12 protein-coding genes and 1 pseudogene are annotated in these 15,914 nt (G+C 63.6%); 7 read left to right on the top strand and 6 right to left on the bottom strand.

The features are described 5' to 3' along the window. Positions 1 to 181: 181 nt before the first annotated feature. A complete protein-coding gene (gene lptE / locus FJ946_RS27100; RefSeq protein WP_140492946.1) occupies positions 182 to 760 on the bottom strand; it encodes an LPS assembly lipoprotein LptE in 579 nt (192 codons plus the stop codon). Next, on the bottom strand, positions 747 to 3,371 hold the full coding sequence (leuS, locus tag FJ946_RS27095) for a leucine--tRNA ligase (RefSeq protein ID WP_140566747.1): 2,625 nt from the start codon (positions 3,369 to 3,371) through the stop codon (positions 747 to 749). The genes lptE and leuS overlap by 14 nt, the downstream gene beginning before the upstream one ends. A 152-nt stretch (positions 3,372 to 3,523) precedes the next feature. On the opposite strand from leuS, the gene FJ946_RS27090 reads away from it, so the two are divergent. The 3 genes from FJ946_RS27090 to FJ946_RS27080 all read left to right on the top strand — a co-directional run bounded on the left by FJ946_RS27090 (position 3,524) and on the right by FJ946_RS27080 (position 5,708). Continuing rightward, entirely contained in the window at positions 3,524 to 4,186 is a 663-nt protein-coding gene (locus FJ946_RS27090) for a YggS family pyridoxal phosphate-dependent enzyme (protein ID WP_140566744.1), read from the top strand. Positions 4,187 to 4,286: 100 nt separating this feature from the next. Next, a complete protein-coding gene (locus FJ946_RS27085) occupies positions 4,287 to 4,541 on the top strand; it encodes a type II toxin-antitoxin system Phd/YefM family antitoxin (protein WP_140524994.1) in 255 nt (84 codons plus the stop codon). Between the two features lie 117 nt (positions 4,542 to 4,658). Continuing rightward, positions 4,659 to 5,708: an aldo/keto reductase gene (locus FJ946_RS27080; RefSeq protein WP_140566741.1), complete on the top strand. Its 1,050-nt coding sequence runs from the start codon at positions 4,659 to 4,661 to the stop codon at positions 5,706 to 5,708. Positions 5,709 to 5,862: 154 nt separating this feature from the next. On the opposite strand, the pseudogene FJ946_RS27075 reads toward FJ946_RS27080, so the two are convergent. Continuing rightward, positions 5,863 to 6,769: pseudogene (locus FJ946_RS27075) on the bottom strand (LysR family transcriptional regulator). Between the two features lie 124 nt (positions 6,770 to 6,893). On the opposite strand from FJ946_RS27075, the gene FJ946_RS27070 reads away from it, so the two are divergent. Beyond that, positions 6,894 to 8,075, top strand: a complete 1,182-nt coding sequence (locus FJ946_RS27070; RefSeq protein WP_140524992.1) for an MFS transporter — start codon at positions 6,894 to 6,896, stop codon at positions 8,073 to 8,075. A 58-nt stretch (positions 8,076 to 8,133) separates the two neighbouring features. Further along, complete coding sequence (locus tag FJ946_RS27065; RefSeq protein WP_140492924.1) at positions 8,134 to 9,168, top strand: aldo/keto reductase; 1,035 nt, start codon at positions 8,134 to 8,136, stop codon at positions 9,166 to 9,168. Positions 9,169 to 9,400: 232 nt separating this feature from the next. Here FJ946_RS27065 and FJ946_RS27060 read toward each other — a convergent pair whose 3' ends face one another. Beyond that, positions 9,401 to 9,673, bottom strand: coding sequence for an usg protein (locus FJ946_RS27060; RefSeq protein WP_140492921.1), 273 nt, complete (start codon positions 9,671 to 9,673; stop codon positions 9,401 to 9,403). 304 nt (positions 9,674 to 9,977) lie between these two features. Here FJ946_RS27060 and acs point away from each other — a divergent pair, with 304 nt between their 5' ends. Together acs and FJ946_RS27050 are read left to right on the top strand one after the other, a co-directional pair. Further along, positions 9,978 to 11,933 carry an acetate--CoA ligase gene (gene acs, locus FJ946_RS27055; RefSeq protein WP_140566738.1) on the top strand — a complete coding sequence of 652 codons (1,956 nt, stop codon included), beginning with the start codon at positions 9,978 to 9,980 and terminating at the stop codon, positions 11,931 to 11,933. 8 nt (positions 11,934 to 11,941) lie between these two features. Further along, positions 11,942 to 12,682 (top strand): MOSC domain-containing protein, encoded by a 741-nt coding sequence (locus tag FJ946_RS27050; protein ID WP_140566735.1) that lies wholly within the window; start codon positions 11,942 to 11,944, stop codon positions 12,680 to 12,682. Between the two features lies 1 nt (position 12,683). Here FJ946_RS27050 and FJ946_RS27045 read toward each other — a convergent pair whose 3' ends face one another. Together FJ946_RS27045 and FJ946_RS27040 are read right to left on the bottom strand one after the other, a co-directional pair. Further along, positions 12,684 to 13,946: a cyclopropane-fatty-acyl-phospholipid synthase family protein gene (locus FJ946_RS27045; protein WP_140566732.1), complete on the bottom strand. Its 1,263-nt coding sequence runs from the start codon at positions 13,944 to 13,946 to the stop codon at positions 12,684 to 12,686. A 366-nt stretch (positions 13,947 to 14,312) separates the two neighbouring features. Beyond that, on the bottom strand, positions 14,313 to 15,791 hold the full coding sequence (locus FJ946_RS27040; RefSeq protein ID WP_140566729.1) for a TadE/TadG family type IV pilus assembly protein: 1,479 nt from the start codon (positions 15,789 to 15,791) through the stop codon (positions 14,313 to 14,315). Positions 15,792 to 15,914: the final 123 nt, after the last annotated feature.

Here is a 15,914-nt window from a genome sequence, read left to right as displayed (position 1 = left end):
GCGAAGCGTGACTTTCACAGCGGTGTCGGACGATCGGATCCGTGCGGCCGATCGTCATCCCACGATCGTCAACACACCCGCGCGCTTCGGCTAAAGGCGAACGGAGAACCGGCTCCGGAGCCGTGGCAAAGGCGGCCTTCAGGCACCAGATTGTTATGCCACCGTGAAACGGAGAGCGGCGCTAACCAGTCGTCTTGCCGTGCCGTGCCAGATCCTGGGCGATGGACAGTTGCAGCGCGTTGGCAAGCTCGCGCGCGGCGCGGTTCTCGGCATCAATCTGTGCCCGGTACGCGGCGAATTCCTGGCGCGGCCTGTCGAAGGACGAAGTGATCGCCCGCCTGCCGGTCGCGATCACCGCGCCGGTTTTGGCATCGGTCAGCGTGTAGCCGGCGGTCAGCGTCACCGAACCCGCGGTCGGCTCGTCCTGGTCGGTTCCGACCTGCACGAGCGCCGAGGATTCAACGGCTTCGGTCACGCCGAGATCGAGCGAGTAGGCCGGCGAGGCCGGTTCGCCGGCGCCGCGCCCAAATCCGAAGATCAGGTTGTTGCGCACCTGCTGGCCGTAACGCGTCCTGACGGGTTTGATAGCGATCGATGCCAGTTCGGCATTGGCGCTTGAGCCGGTCGACAGCGGCGCGCTCGAGTAGAGCGGCCGCACCTGGCACGCCGAAACCAGCGCAAGCGAGCCGACAAGGCCGGCAAGCGCGGCACGGCGCAGCAAACGGCTCAGCTCTGTCTTCTCCCGATCAGGCAACGACATTGACGATCCTCTGCGGCACGATGATCACCTTGCGCGGAGCCTTGCCTTCGAGCGCCTTCTGCACGAAGTCGAGAGCGAGCACGGCTTTTTCGACCGCACCTTGGTCCGCGTCGCGGGCAATTGTCAAATCCCCGCGCTTCTTGCCGTTGACCTGAACCGGATAGGTGACCTCATTGTCGACGACCAGCGCCGGATCGAAGATCGGCCACGGCCGTTCGGCGACGAGATCGGCACCGCCGAGCGCCTCCCAGCATTCCTCGGCCAGATGCGGCATGATCGGCGCGATCAGGTGCACGAGCACCTCCACGGCCTCCCGGCAGGCGCCTTTGAGCGCGGCATCGGCCTTGCCTTCGGCCACGTCATTGAGCGGCGTGGTCAGCACGTTGGCGAGCTCATAGATGCGGGCGATGGCGCGGTTGAATGCGAGTTTCTCGATGTCTTCGCCGACCGCTTTCAGGATCTTGTGCGTGGCCTTGGAAACCGCCCCGGCTTCACCGCCACCGCCCGCTATGGGTGCGATGCCGGCCAGCGATTCGGCCGCGGTCGAGACCAGGCGCCAGATGCGCTGCATGAAGCGATGCGCGCCGGCGGCGCCATCGTCGGTCCATTCGACGTCGCGTTCGGGCGGCGAATCCGACAGCATGAACCAGCGCGCGGTGTCGGCGCCGTAGCCGTCGGTGATGTCTTCCGGGCTGACCGTGTTCTTCTTCGACTTCGACATCTTTTCCAGGGAGCCGATCTCCGCCGTCTCGCCCGTGGCGATCTCGACGGCGCGGCGCTTGCCGCCGACGTCCTCCAGCCGCACCTCGGTGGGCGCCAGCCAGCGGCCGTTCGATGCCGATCCCACGCGATAGGTCTCGTGCACCACCATGCCTTGCGTGAACAGGCCCTTGAACGGCTCGGCTAGGTCGAGATGGCCGGTCTCGCGCATGGCCCGGGTGAAGAAGCGCGAATAGAGCAGATGCAGGATCGCGTGCTCGATGCCGCCAATATACTGGTCGACGGCCAGCCACTCGTTCGCCGCCTTCGGGTCGGTCGGCTCGTTCGCCCAGGGCGCGGTGAAGCGGGCGAAATACCAGGACGAATCGACGAACGTGTCCATCGTGTCGGTTTCGCGCCGCGCATCCTTGCCGCATTGCGGGCATTTGACATGCCGCCAGGTCGGGTGGCGGTCCAGCGGGTTGCCTGGGCGGTCGAACTCGACATCGTCGGGCAGCTTCACCGGCAGGTCTGCCTTCGGCACCGGCACCACGCCGCAATCCTCGCAATGGATCATCGGGATCGGGCAGCCCCAGTAGCGCTGGCGCGAAATGCCCCAGTCGCGCAGGCGGAAGTTGACCTTGCGCTCGGCCATCGGCCGGTTGCCGATCGTCTTCTGCTCCAGCAGCTTCGCCACCTCGTCGAACGCCCGCTCCGGCTTCATGCCATCGAGGAAGCGCGAATTGATCATCACGCCGTCGTCGACATAGGCTTCCTCGATGACCTGGAAGGTCTTGGGATCAGCCCCTTCCGGCATCACCACCGGGATCACCGGCAGGCCGTATTTGTTGGCGAAGTCGAGGTCGCGCTGGTCGCCGGACGGGCAGCCGAAGATGGCGCCGGTGCCGTAGTCCATCAGCACGAAATTGGCGACGTAGACCGGCAGCGTCCAGTTCTCGTCGAACGGATGCACGACACGGATGCCGGTGTCGAAGCCCTTCTTCTCGGCCGTCTCCAGCGCCGCCACCGAAGTGCCCATATGGCGGACTTCGTCGATGAAGCTCGCCAGCGCCGGATTGGTCTCGGCGGCCTTCCTGGCCAGCGGATGGTCGGCGGCGACCGCCATGAAGGAGGCGCCGAAGATGGTGTCGGGCCTGGTCGTATAGACTTCCAGCTCCTGCTCGCCGGCGACGGGAGCCGCCAGCGGCCAGCGGATCAGCAGACCTTCCGAACGGCCGATCCAATTGTGCTGCATCAGCTTGACCTTCTCGGGCCATTCGTCGAGGCGATCGAGCGAATCCAGGAGATCCTGCGCAAAATCGGTTATCCTGAAGAACCATTGCGTCAGCTCGCGTTGTTCGACCAGCGCGCCCGAGCGCCAGCCGCGCCCGTCGATGACCTGCTCGTTGGCGAGCACCGTCATGTCCTCCGGATCCCAATTGACCTTCGAGGATTTGCGCGTCACCAGGCCTTTCTCGACAAAGTCGAGGAACAGCATCTGCTGGCGGTGGTAGTAGTCGACATCGCAGGTCGCGAATTCGCGCGCCCAGTCCAGCGACAGGCCCATGACCTTGAGCTGCTCGCGCATGGTGGCGATGTTCTGGTAGGTCCATTCCTTGGGATGGACCTTGTTCTGCATCGCCGCGTTCTCGGCCGGCATGCCGAAGGCGTCCCAGCCCATCGGATGCAGCACGTTGAAACCCTTGGCCCGCTTGTAGCGCGCCACCACATCGCCCATCGTGTAGTTGCGCGTATGCCCGATATGGATGCGTCCCGATGGATAGGGGAACATCTCCAGCACGTAGTATTTCGGGCGCGGATCATCGTTGTGCGCCTCGAACAGCTTCCTGTCGGCCCAGGCCTTCTGCCATTTGGGCTCTGACGCGCGCGGATTGTATCGTTCGGTTGCCATGGGACGTTTTTCACTTAAAAGCATGCGGACTGCGGGCGACAGCTCGGCAGTCCATTGGATGTGGTCCGGGTGTTCACCATGGTTTGGCAAACCCGTCAACCATATGGGTATCGCGTCTGGAAAAAACGCGGTCAAAACAGCGGGATTTGGACATGGGCGACGCCGTTCAGCAGTTTTTAGCGGTCAAGGCGAAGATCGCCGCCGCCGAGCGCGAAGCCCGGCGCGACGCTGGCGCGGTGACGCTGGTCGCGGTTTCCAAGACCTTTGACGCCGCCGACATCAGGCCCGTCATCGAGGCAGGCCAGCGCGTCTTCGGCGAGAACCGGGTGCAGGAAGCGCAGGGCAAGTGGCCAGCGCTGAAAGAGGCTTTCCCCGATGTCGAACTGCATCTGATCGGCCCGCTGCAATCGAACAAGGCCAGGGAAGCCGTGGCGCTGTTCGACGTCATCGAGACGGTCGATCGTGAGAAGATTTCCGCCGAACTCGCCAGGGAGATCGCCCGGCAAGGCCGGGCACCGAAACTCTACGTCCAGGTCAACACCGGCTCCGAGCCGCAGAAGGCCGGCATCGAGCCGCGCGAGGCCGTGACCTTCGTCGCCCGCTGCCGCGATGTCCACGGCCTCGCCATCGAAGGCCTGATGTGCATTCCGCCGGCGGACGAGAACCCCGGCCCGCATTTCGCCCTGCTGGAAAAATTGGCGCGGGAGGCAGGCGTCGCCAAACTGTCGATGGGCATGTCCGGCGATTACGAGACGGCCATCGCCTTCGGCGCCACCAGTGTCAGGGTCGGTTCGGCGATCTTCGGCAGTCGATAAAACCGTCCGCCCTGGGTTGGCCCTGTCGTCTGTGAGTTCTAAGCCTATGATACACAGACGGACTGAACACATTTTGCGAGTTAGGCGAGGAGTAGTCTTCTTGAGCTGGCAGCTGCGGGACGCAAGAAACAACCTCTCGAAGCTGGTAAGACAGTCGCGCGAAAAAGGGCCGCAAACCATTACGGTGCGAGGGCAGCCATCTGCCGTGGTGCTAGCGGTTGAGGACTACGAACGGTGGGTTGGCGCAAAGCCCTCCCTTGCGCAATATCTTCTCTCCGGCCCCGTCTGGGATGACGAGTTTGTCGAGGAGGTCAATCGCCGCCCGAACACAATGATCCGAGCGGTCCATCTCTGACAAGTTTCTGTCACCGGCAAGATGGTCCAGTTCTACCGGCTGATTACGCCAGCGCTGGAAACGAAACGTACCGTTCCTATTTGATCTGTGTCATCACAAATCTTTGGAGCCTTCGCCATGCGTTACAACCAGCTTGGAAATACCGGCCTGTTCGTCTCCGAACTCTGCCTCGGCACCATGACCTTCGGCGCCGCCGGCCAGAATGCCCAATGGGGCCTGATCGCCAGCCTCGACCAGAAAGGCGTCAACGAGATCGTCGGCCGCTCGCTCGCCGCCGGGGTCAATTTCTTCGACACGGCCGATGTCTATTCCTTCGGCGAATCCGAGCGCCTGCTTGGCCAGTCGCTCAGGGATCTCGGCGTTGACAGGTCGAGCGTGGTCATCGCCACCAAGGTTCACGGCGCCATGGGCGAGGGCCCGAACCAGCGCGGCTCCTCGCGCGGCCACATCATGGATTCGGTCGATGCCAGCCTCGAGCGGCTGCAGCTCGATCACATCGATCTCTATCAGCTGCACGGAACCGACGCGGTGACGCCGATCGACGAAACGCTGCGGGCACTGGACGATCTCGTTGCCAGCGGCAAGGTCCGCTATGTCGGCGTATCCAACTGGCAGGCCTGGCGCATCGCCAAGGCGCTTGGCATAGCCGACCGCAAGGGCTTTGCCCGCTTCGAGACCATCCAGTCCTATTACTCGATCGCCGGTCGTGATCTCGAGCGCGAGATCGTGCCGCTGATCAACGAGGAGAAGCTCGGCCTGATGGTCTGGTCGCCAATGGCCGGCGGACTGCTGTCCGGCAAATACGGCCCTGGTGCGCCCGGCAATGGCGAGGGCCGCCGCGCCTCCTTCAACTTCCCACCGGTCAACGAGGACCGCGCCTGGGCGGCGGTCGCGGTCATGCGCGAGATCGCCAAAAAGCATGACGTCAGCGTCGCTACCGTGGCACTAGGTTATGTCCTGGCCAAGCCCTTCGTGATGAGCGTGATCATCGGCGCCAGCCGCATGGATCAGCTCGAACAGAACCTTGCCGCCACGAACCTCAAACTTGATACCGATGATCTCGCCAGACTGGACGAGGTGAGCGCGCTGCCGGCCGAATATCCCGGCTGGATGCTGGAGCGGCAGGCCGCCGGCCGGCGTCCGGCGCCGTTCGTGCCGAAGGCCTGATCGCTTTTCTAGCCTGCTTCGAAGCCGCGTGCCTTAGGTACGCGGCTTCTCAGTTAGAGCAATTCCAAGAAAAGTGTGTGCGGTTTTCTGTCCAGAATTGCGTCAAAACAAAGAGTTAGAGCGGTTCGCCGTTTCCATGAAACGGTGAACTGCTCTAGAGGCGAACGGCCTCCGAGAGAAAATCGAGAAAAGCCCGCACCCGCGCAGGCAGATGCTTGCCCTGGCCGACATAGACGGCATGGGTGGCCTCCTCGTCGCCTGGGTTGAATTCCTCCAGCAACGGGACGAATGCCCCCGCGTCCATGTCCGGCTGGACATGCCAGCGCGCCAGCCGAGCGATTCCGCCTCCCGCCAGTGCGATCCGCCGCATCGCCTCGCCGTCGGTCAGCGTTGCGTTTCCGACAACCGGGACGATGACCGGCGCACCTGCCGCATCGACAAAAGGCCAGCCGTCTATATGCCGCGCAAAGCCGAAGGCCAGCATATTGTGACGCCCGAGATCGGCCAGCGTGCGCGGCGTCCCATGCGCTTCGACATAGGAGGGTGCCGCGACCAGCACCATCCGGCTCTGCCCCAGTTTGCGCGCTACCAGCCGTGACTCGCGCAAGGGCCCGGCGCGTATCGCCACATCGGCGCGCTCCTCCAGAAGGTCGATCACGCTGTCTGTCAGCACGGCGTCGACGGAAATCTCGGGATAACGCTCCAGAAACCGAGGCAGCAGCGACATCAGCCGGTGGTGGCCGAACGGCACGTAGCTGTTGACCCTCAACCGGCCGCGCGGCGCCGCCCCGGCGGCCGCCTCGCGCTCGGCCGCGTCCATGTCGGCGAGGATGCGCATGCCGCTGTCGTAGAAAGCAGTGCCTTCCGGCGTCAGTTGCAGCTTGCGCGTCGAGCGGGTGACCAGCCGCGCGCCGAGCCTGGCCTCCAGCCGCGCGATCAATTTGCTCACCGCGGACGGGGTCATGCCGCAAGGCACGTGCCGCCGCCGAAAAGCTGCCCGCCTCGACGACGCGCACAAACACTTCGATCTCGCCGGAACGATTGATGTCGGATCGCGCCATCTGTGAATCTATTTCACAGAAAGTATGCCTGGAGCAAGTCTGGTTCACATCGCATGGCCACACGATCTTCCCGGTCGGGGCGCGGCCTGGACAGGGCGCCCGTCACCGCCGAAGTGGAAACATCATGCCTCTCGCTCTCTATGCTCTCGCCGCCGGCGCCTTCGGCATCGGCGTCACCGAATTCGTCATCATGGGCCTGCTCATCGACGTCAGCAAAGATCTCGGCGTCTCGATCTCGGCCGCCGGCCAACTGATTTCCGGCTATGCGCTGGGCGTCGTCATCGGAGCACCTCTGCTGACGATCGCCACCGGCAACTGGCCGCGCAAGACGGTGCTTCTGGCGCTGATGGCGATCTTCACCATTGGCAACCTGGCCTGTGCGCTGGCGCCTGATTATTGGACATTGATGGGCGCGCGCGTCATCACCGCCTTTGCCCATGGCACCTTCTTCGGCGTTGGCTCGGTGGTCGCCACCGGACTCGTCGCTCCCAACAAGAAGGCGTCGGCGATCGCGCTCATGTTCACCGGCCTGACCATCGCCAACATTCTCGGCGTTCCCTTCGGCACCTGGCTCGGCCAGGCTTTCGGCTGGCGCGCCACCTTCTGGGCGGTGACCGCGGTCGGTCTCGCGGCCTTTGCCGTCATCCTGGCACTGGTGCCGCGCAGCCAAGCAACTCCCGTGAAGAGCGACCTGCGCGCCGATCTCGCCGTGCTGCGCCGCACGCCCGTCCTGCTCGGCTTCGCCACCACCGTTCTCGGCTATGCCGGCGTCTTCGCCGTCTTCACCTACATCGCCCCGTTGCTGACCGAGATCAGCGGCTTCAAGGAAGCGGCCGTTTCGCCGATCCTGCTCGTCTTCGGCGGCGGCCTCATCGCCGGCAATATCGCCGGCGGCAAGATCGCCGACCGCTGGCTGGTGCCGGCGGTGCTCGGCAGTCTTGTGGTGCTCGCCCTGGTTCTGGCGACCATGAGCTTTGCTATCCACAGCCAGGTGTTGGCCGTGATCTATGTCGGCCTGCTGGGCGCCGCCGCCTTCGCCACCGTGGCGCCTTTGCAGATGTGGGTGCTGGAAAAGGCCCAAGGTGCTGGCCAGAGCCTCGCCTCGTCCTTCAACATCGCCGCCTTCAACCTCGGCAACGCGGCCGGCGCTTGGCTCGGCGGCGCGGTCATTGCCCAAGGTCTTGGCCTGGGTTCGCTCACCTGGGTCGCCGCGCTGCTGCCGGTCGCGGCACTCGCCGTGGCGGGACTGGCCCTGCGTCTCGACCGCGGCACCGCGCTCGGCGCGCCCGTCTGCGTTCGGTCGTGAAGCTCGCCGGCAAAGCCGGATCGATTCGACTTCTTTCAAAATCACAAGGAGTAAGAAAATGGACTATCGAAATCTTGGCGCATCGGGCCTGAAGGTGCCGGTGCTCTCGTTCGGAGCGGGAACCTTCGGCGGTTCCGGCCCGCTGTTCGGCGCATGGGGCAACAGCGACGCCAGGGAAGCGCGGCGGCTGGTCGACATTTGCCTCGAGGCCGGCGTCAATCTGTTCGACACCGCCGATGTCTATTCGAACGGCGCCTCGGAAGAGGTGCTCGGCGAGGCGATCAAGGGCCGGCGCGATGCCGTGCTGATCTCGACCAAGACCTCGCTGCCGATGGGCGACGGGCCGGCCGACTATGGTTCCTCGCGTTCGCGGCTGATCAAGGCCGTCGACGCCGCGCTGAAGCGGCTCGGCACCGATTACATCGACCTGTTGCAACTGCACGCCTTCGATGCCGGCACGCCGATCGAGGAAGTGCTATCGACGCTGGACGGCCTCGTGCGCGCCGGCAAATTGCGCTATGTCGGGGTCTCCAATTTCTCCGGCTGGCAGGTGATGAAATCGCTCGGGCTGGCCGACAGGCACGGCTATCCGCGCTATGTCGCGCATCAGGTCTACTATTCGCTGGTCGGCCGCGACTATGAATGGGAGCTGATGCCGCTCGGCCTCGACCAGGGCGTCGGCGCGCTGGTCTGGAGCCCGCTCGGCTGGGGCCGCCTGACCGGCAAGATCCGTCGCGGCCAGCCATTGCCCGACAAAAGCCGGCTGCACGACACCGCGAGCTTCGGACCGCCGGTCGAGGACGAGCATCTCTACCGGGTCATGGAGGCCCTCGATGCGGTGGCGCAGGAGACAGGCAGGACCGTGCCGCAGATCGCCATCAATTGGCTGTTGCAGCGCCCGACCGTGTCGTCCGTCATCATCGGCGCCCGCAACGAGGAGCAGTTGCGCCAGAACCTCGGCGCCGTCGGCTGGACGTTGACGCCGGAGCAGATCGGGAAGCTCGATGCGGCAAGCGAGGTCACCGCGCCCTACCCTTATTTTCCCTACCGCCGCCAGGAGGCCTTCGCCCGGCTGAGCCCGCCGGCGGTTTGAGCGTGTCCGACCGCTAGAGCCGAAGGTTAGCGGGGCAGCGCCCGCCTCTGTCCTGCCGGACATCTCCCCCACGGGGGGAGATTGGATGTCACCTCGGCTTTCGCCAATTTCCAACGTGAAGGGATGGCGCTGTTAGCAAAGCTGCCGATCTCCCCCCTCGTGGGGGAGATGTCCGGCAGGACAGAGGGGGGCGCCGTAGAGTGCCGACCTTACGGCCTCGAAGCAGCGGCCCCTAATGCAGCACGAATTCGCCGTCGACCTTGCGCCACTCGTTGGGCGCGATGAGCTTCTGGTGCGTGTAGCTGACCGAATGCAGCGGCCCCTCGAGCTTGGTCTTCCAGAACTCGATGAAGCGGATCAGCACCGGAAACTTCGGCGCGATGTCGTAGTCCTGCCATATGAAGCTCTGCAACAGATGCGGATGGTCTGGGAAATGATAAAGGATATTGGCCGTAGTCAGGCCATAGCCCCGCAGCATCAGGTCCATTTCAAGCTGGTCGCGCATTTTTGCTCCCCGGGTTGATTCTCCTTCCTCCCAACAATGGATTGTGCGCGCGGTTGCTTAACCGTCTATTGATTTTTTCTTGATCGAAACCGGCTTTAGCACGCGAAAACATGAAGTTAGCAGCGGTCCGGTGCAAGTGCTGACAGCAGCCGCGGACCCATGTGCGGCATCCCGCCGCGCAAACCCAACGTCTAATGTTGCCGTCATCGCGGAACTGTTAATAATGCGCGCGAATTCGCGGCCGCGTCGCCGCGATCCCGCTGGCGGTTCAAGCCGGCGTTAGTTTCGGGAGGAAAAGCAGGAAATGTCCGAGGTTCATGTCCACCGCGTTCAGCCGGCCTGGAAGAAGAATGCGCTGATCGACAACGACACCTATCTCAAATGGTACGCCGACAGCGTGAAGAATCCGGACAGGTTCTGGAGCAAGCACGGCAAGTGCATCGACTGGTTCAAACCCTTCTCCAAGGTCAGGAACGCCTCCTTCGACGGCAAGGTCTCCATCAAATGGTTCGAGGACGGCCAGACCAATGTTTCCTACAACTGCATCGACCGCCACCTGAAGAAGCGCGGCGACCAGACCGCCATCATCTGGGAAGGCGACAACCCCTACGACGACCGCAAGATCACCTACAATGAGCTCTATGCGCATGTCTGCCGCTTCGCCAACGTGCTGAAGAAGCACGGCGTCAAGAAGGGCGACCGCGTCACCCTCTATATGCCCATGATCCCGGAAGCGGCCTATGCGATGCTCGCCTGCACGCGTATCGGCGCCATCCACTCGGTCGTCTTCGGCGGCTTTTCGCCCGACGCGCTCGCCGGCCGCATCGACGATTGCAAGTCAACCATCGTCATCACCGCTGACGAGGGCCTGCGCGGCGGCAAGCCGATCCCGTTGAAGGAGAACACCGACAAGGCAATCGAGATCGCGGCAAAAGCCGGTACCAGGGTCGAAAAGGTAGTGGTGGTCCGCCGCACCGGCGGCAAGATCGGCTGGGCGCCGGGCCGCGACGTCTGGTACCACGAAGAGGCCGCGACCGTTAAGGCTGAGTGCAAGCCGGAGAAGATGAAGGCGGAGGATCCGCTGTTCATCCTCTATACATCGGGTTCGACCGGCAAGCCGAAAGGCGTGCTGCACACCACGGCGGGTTATCTCGTATACGTCTCGATGACGCACCAATATGTCTTCGACTATCATGATGGCGACATCTACTGGTGCACCGCCGATGTCGGCTGGGTCACCGGCCACAGCTACATCGTCTACGGGCCGCTCGCCAACGGCGCCACCACGCTGATGTTCGAGGGCGTACCCAACTACCCCTCGCAGTCGCGCTTCTGGGAAGTCATCGACAAGCACCAGGTCAACATCTTCTACACCGCGCCGACGGCGCTGCGCGCCCTGATGGGCGCCGGCGACAACCACGTGAAAAAGGCGTCGCGCAAATCGCTGCGCGTGCTGGGCTCGGTCGGCGAACCGATCAATCCGGAGGCATGGGAGTGGTATTTCAACGTCGTCGGCAACGCCAAGGTGCCGATCGTCGACACCTGGTGGCAGACCGAGACCGGCGGCATCATGATCACGCCGCTGCCGGGCGCCACCGACCTCAAGGCTGGCTCGGCCACGCGGCCCTTCTTCGGTGTCAAGCCGCAACTGGTCGACGGCGAGGGCAAGGTGCTTGAAGGAGCCGCCGACGGCAATCTGTGCATCACCGAGTCATGGCCCGGCCAGATGCGCACCGTCTATGGCGATCACGACCGCTTCGTGCAGACCTATTTTTCGACCTACAAGGGCAAGTACTTCACCGGCGACGGCTGCCGCCGCGATGCCGACGGCTATTACTGGATCACCGGCCGCGTCGACGACGTCATCAACGTCTCCGGCCACCGCATGGGCACGGCCGAGGTCGAATCCGCATTGGTCAGCCATGACAAGGTTTCGGAAGCCGCCGTCGTCGGTTATCCCCACGACATCAAGGGCCAGGGCATCTACTGCTACGTCACGCTGATGGCCGGCGAGACGCCGAGCGAGGACTTGCGCAAGGAGCTCCTCGCCCATGTCCGCAAGGAGATCGGCGCCATTGCCACGCCCGACAAGATCCAGTTCGCACCCGGCCTGCCCAAGACCCGCTCGGGCAAGATCATGCGGCGCATCCTGCGCAAGATTGCCGAGGACGATTTCGGCGCCCTTGGCGATACCTCGACGCTCGCCGATCCGGCCGTCGTCGACGACCTCGTCGCCAACCGCCAGAACAAGAAAGGCTGACACCGGCCATGGCAGCGATAGGCAGCGTTGCCGAACTCTGGCGCTATCCGGCGAGTTCGCTCGCCGGCGAACGCCTGGAGACGATCGCGGTCGGCACCGAGAGCATCGAGGGCGACCGCATGTTCGGCCTGGTCGATGCCTCCGACAATGAGATCGCCCGGCCCGATCGCGAGCCGAAGTGGCACAAGGTGCCGCGCATCCGCACCCGGCTGACGGGCGACCGCGGGCTCGAGATCGCGATTCCCGGCGCGGATTGGCTGGCAGCGCCCGGCGCCGAAAGCGATCGTGCCGTTTCCGACTATCTAGGCTTTCCGGCCTCGATCCGTCCGGTCGGCCTGGAGAACGCCCCGCCGGCCTATACCGGCCCGTTGACCGAGGCGCGCTACCGCAAGGCGCCGATCCATCTGTTGACCACCGCCTCCCTGGCGCGCCTGAAGGCGCTGCATCCGCAAGGCACTCCCGACCCACGCCGCTTCCGTCCCAACATCGTCATCGACATGGCGGCGGTCGAAGGCTCTTTCCCCGAAACCGAATGGATCGGCAGGAAGCTCGCCGTCGGCGACCTGCTGTTGACCATCTCCGAGCCGTGCCGCCGCTGCGGCTTCACCATCATCGCCCAGGACGGTTTCGACGACGATCCGGCGATCCTGCGCAATCTGGTGCGTCATAACGCGCACAATCTCGGCGTCTACTGCACCGTCGACCGCGCCGCCAGCGTCAAGGTCGGCGACGGGATGCGATTCGCCTGAATTACCGGTAGAGGTCCGCCCGCGTCGGCGGCAGGCCGCTCGGGCCCCGCGTCCGCTTGGTGGCGACCGTCTGGAAAATCTGCGCCGAGGCGCGATCGAAAGCGATCGAACAGCTGGCCAGGTAAAGCAGCCACAGCCGCGCCTTGGCTTCTCCCACTTCGGCGATGGCCTCGTCGAAGCGCGCATGCAGGCGCTCTGCCCACAGCCGGCAGGTGCGGGCGTAGTGCTCGCGTAGATTCTCGACGTCGTGGACGAGGAAGCCGTGTGCTTCCAGATTGCCGCACGTCATGCCGATCGTGTCGATCTCGCCACCCGGGAAGATGTATTTGATCAGCGCCTTGTATTCCGAGCCCTTGCGCAAGGTCTTCTTCATGCTGCCCTTACTGCGCCTGGTGATGGCATGATGCAGATAGATGCCGCCCGGCTTGAGCAGGCGATGGACGGTCGAGAAGTAGGCGGCGTGGTTGGCCAGCCCCAGATGCTCGAACATGCCGATCGAGGATATCTTGTCGAAACTTCCGGTGAGCTCGGCATAGGATTTTATCTCGATTGTGATCCGGTCCTCCAGCCCCTCGGCCCGAATGCGTTCGCGGGCGAGTCCGGTCTGGGCCTCCGACAACGAGACGCCATGGCCGACGACGCCATGATGCTTCACCGCATGGATCAGCATCGCGCCCCAGCCGCAGCCGATATCGAGCAGGCGGTCGCCAGGCTTCAGCCGGAGCTTGCGGCAGATATGCTCGAGCTTGTCGGCCTGGGCCTGGTCGATGTCATTGGCGAAATCCTTGAAATACCCGCAGCTGTAGACCATGCGCTCGTCGAGGAAGAGCCGGTAGAAGGCGTTCGATATGTCGTAATGATGCTGGATCGCCTGCTTGTTGGAGCCGCTGACAAAGGGATTTTGCCCGGCGAGATCGGCGCGTTGCGTCATCTGCCTTCGCGAGAACAGCACGGCCGGCAGGTCGCGCATGATCGCGAGCTTCGGCAGCGCCTTGAACCGCAGCTTGCCTCGTGAAGGCAGCGCGTAGAGGTCAAACAGCGACCCCTCCTCCACATCGACCGCCTTGGAAATCCACATCTCGACCAGCGTCGAGAAATTTGGCCGGCGGGCCAGTTGCCAGACGATGTCCTGGTCGTTGATGGCAAGCACCGGGCCGCCGGCCGGACCGATGCGCTCGCCGGTCCAAAGCCTGACGGCAAAGCCCGGCTTCAGCGCCTGGACGACCGTGCGAACGATGCGTGCTGCTCTTTCGGTAGCGTCCATGCCGTCCCCCACTACATTCGGTAGGCCGATCTTGTCCGCTTGAACCCCTGGCCGCAACCCGATTGCACGAAAGGACGCGGCCAAACCGGGAAAACGTCTTTTTCCATCCGGCGTCTTGTCTTTTGCTGCAACGCACCCCATCATCAGTGCGTGTTCAACAAACTGAAAGGAGGTGATCCGATGTCGAGTGATTTCGTTTTCCAGAACGTGGCCTCAGCGGATTGCACTTTCGGGAAGCAGTCTTCCCGTTAAGGCGCGAGATGCGCGGCGGGCGACCCCTCGGGTTGCCGCCAGGAGCCGCGCCATGGACGGAAACACGGAAGGCCGCCGGCTTCGAAAGAAGCGGCGGCCTTTTCCTTGTGCGGCTTACTGCGTCAGCGCGACCTTTTCGGTGTTGCGGATGATTTCCTGAAAGGCGGCGTCCAATTCCACCCCGGTCGACACTTCGAAATAATGTTTTTGAGCGGTGGAGGCATCTTTCGACGAACAGTCCTTCAGCACCGCCTTTGCCTGATCCCGCTCGGTTGCCGACATGTCCTTGTTGTTCAGGTCGAAGCCGATGGTGAAAATCTCGATGCCGTCATTTTTCATGTTGCCGCACAGCGTTTCGGCGTTGCCGCGCGCAAGATTGCCCTGGCTGTTGTAGCGGCCCCCGGTACCGGCGAAGGCGGTATTGAACTGGCCATCGGTCATCAGGATCGCGACCTTGGCGATCTTCTTCGCGTTGACGTCCGAGGCGCCGTTGCCGAGGCCGGCATTCTTGATCGCTGCGCGCCATTGCGGCGACAGCATATAGTAGGTCCACTGAATGGCGATCGCGCCGGCGGTATAACCGTCAGCCTGGAAGTCGTCGATCGAACCAAGCAATGCGCCGGAATCGGCGGTCAGCGGGATCACTTCCGCATCGGGACACTTGTTCATTCCGCCGCCATCGAGATGATCATCCCGGTTGACCAGGGCATAGTACTTCTTGCCGTTCTTATCCATGCGAACAGCATCTGGGCCGTCGGCGCTTAAATCCGCATCGCCATTTTTGTCCTTGCGCTCCGTGGCGCAATTATCGGGGCGTGGCATCGCCGCGCCGACAATGGAGATGTAGTCGCTGAAGGACGGCAGCAAATTTTTGCCCGTCTTGGCGACGAGAAGCGAACTGCCGGCGACGGGTGGCAGCTCAGAGCTCCCTGGCTTCTCGGCATAGACGTTTTCGGCCAGCTTGCCGGCGTTCACGCCGGATGCGTAAGGCACAATCGCGACGCGGATGCGGGGGTTCTTCGGATCCTGGTTCCGGAGCATCGTCCGAACGGCGTTTTTCGCTGCTGCTTTCAGATCGCCGATCTTGTCGACCTTGCCCCGCTTCGCCATCGAGCCTGTTATGTCGAGCATCATGGCCACCTCGATCTGCTTGTCCGAATAGAGCGCTGTCGTCGAGGCGGGAACGCGCTGCATGTCGCGCGTGCCGAACAGCGGGAAATAGAAGGCGACGTCGGCATGGGCCTCCGCCTGCACCGTCCTGGCGGTCCTGTCGACCGTCAGCCTGTCGAGCACGATCTGGTTGGCCTGCAGGATGCCGGCCGTGCTGTTGGCGTCGAGGAAGGCCTGCACCGATTTGTTGGCATCGGCCTCCTTGATGACGCCGGTCGTCAGGTCCCGCGCCGTCGACGTCACCGCGGCGTCGACCACGCTCTGCAGGCTCGATTTGGCGTTGTAGAGCTGGGTGATGTTGACGGCGAAGCCGACGCCCAGCACCAAGACCGAGGCGGCGAATCCGAACAGGATGGCGAAATTCCCGCCGCGATGCCTGGCAAAGTCGCCGGCCGCGTCCACAAGACCCCCGAAAATCCGCATCGTTCTCTCTCCGCTCGCCCCGGCCTCGTCGCCGGGCAAACGGATCGATGCAGGATTCCGGCCGGGCGCGGCCAGCGGCCGCGCACCAGGGACTAGACACTTGTTTTTACTTCGCTTTCAAGG

It is taken from the genome of Mesorhizobium sp. B2-4-7 (assembly GCF_006442685.1).
GTDB lineage: Bacteria > Pseudomonadota > Alphaproteobacteria > Rhizobiales > Rhizobiaceae > Mesorhizobium.
The sequence above is the reverse complement of the archived record's forward strand: the minus strand, read 5'-3'. Positions and strand labels throughout refer to the sequence as shown.

What these genes read in the sequence shown, in the direction of transcription:
- lptE (WP_140492946.1), bottom strand. Translation starts at nt 760, where the DNA reads ATGTCGTTGCCTGATCGGGAGAAGACAGAGCTGAGCCGTTTGCTGCGC.
- leuS (WP_140566747.1), bottom strand. Translation starts at nt 3,371, where the DNA reads ATGGCAACCGAACGATACAATCCGCGCGCGTCAGAGCCCAAATGGCAG.
- FJ946_RS27090 (WP_140566744.1), top strand. Translation starts at nt 3,524, where the DNA reads ATGGGCGACGCCGTTCAGCAGTTTTTAGCGGTCAAGGCGAAGATCGCC.
- FJ946_RS27080 (WP_140566741.1), top strand. Translation starts at nt 4,659, where the DNA reads ATGCGTTACAACCAGCTTGGAAATACCGGCCTGTTCGTCTCCGAACTC.
- FJ946_RS27070 (WP_140524992.1), top strand. Translation starts at nt 6,894, where the DNA reads ATGCCTCTCGCTCTCTATGCTCTCGCCGCCGGCGCCTTCGGCATCGGC.
- FJ946_RS27065 (WP_140492924.1), top strand. Translation starts at nt 8,134, where the DNA reads ATGGACTATCGAAATCTTGGCGCATCGGGCCTGAAGGTGCCGGTGCTC.
- FJ946_RS27060 (WP_140492921.1), bottom strand. Translation starts at nt 9,673, where the DNA reads ATGCGCGACCAGCTTGAAATGGACCTGATGCTGCGGGGCTATGGCCTG.
- acs (WP_140566738.1), top strand. Translation starts at nt 9,978, where the DNA reads ATGTCCGAGGTTCATGTCCACCGCGTTCAGCCGGCCTGGAAGAAGAAT.
- FJ946_RS27050 (WP_140566735.1), top strand. Translation starts at nt 11,942, where the DNA reads ATGGCAGCGATAGGCAGCGTTGCCGAACTCTGGCGCTATCCGGCGAGT.
- FJ946_RS27045 (WP_140566732.1), bottom strand. Translation starts at nt 13,946, where the DNA reads ATGGACGCTACCGAAAGAGCAGCACGCATCGTTCGCACGGTCGTCCAG.
- FJ946_RS27040 (WP_140566729.1), bottom strand. Translation starts at nt 15,791, where the DNA reads ATGCGGATTTTCGGGGGTCTTGTGGACGCGGCCGGCGACTTTGCCAGG.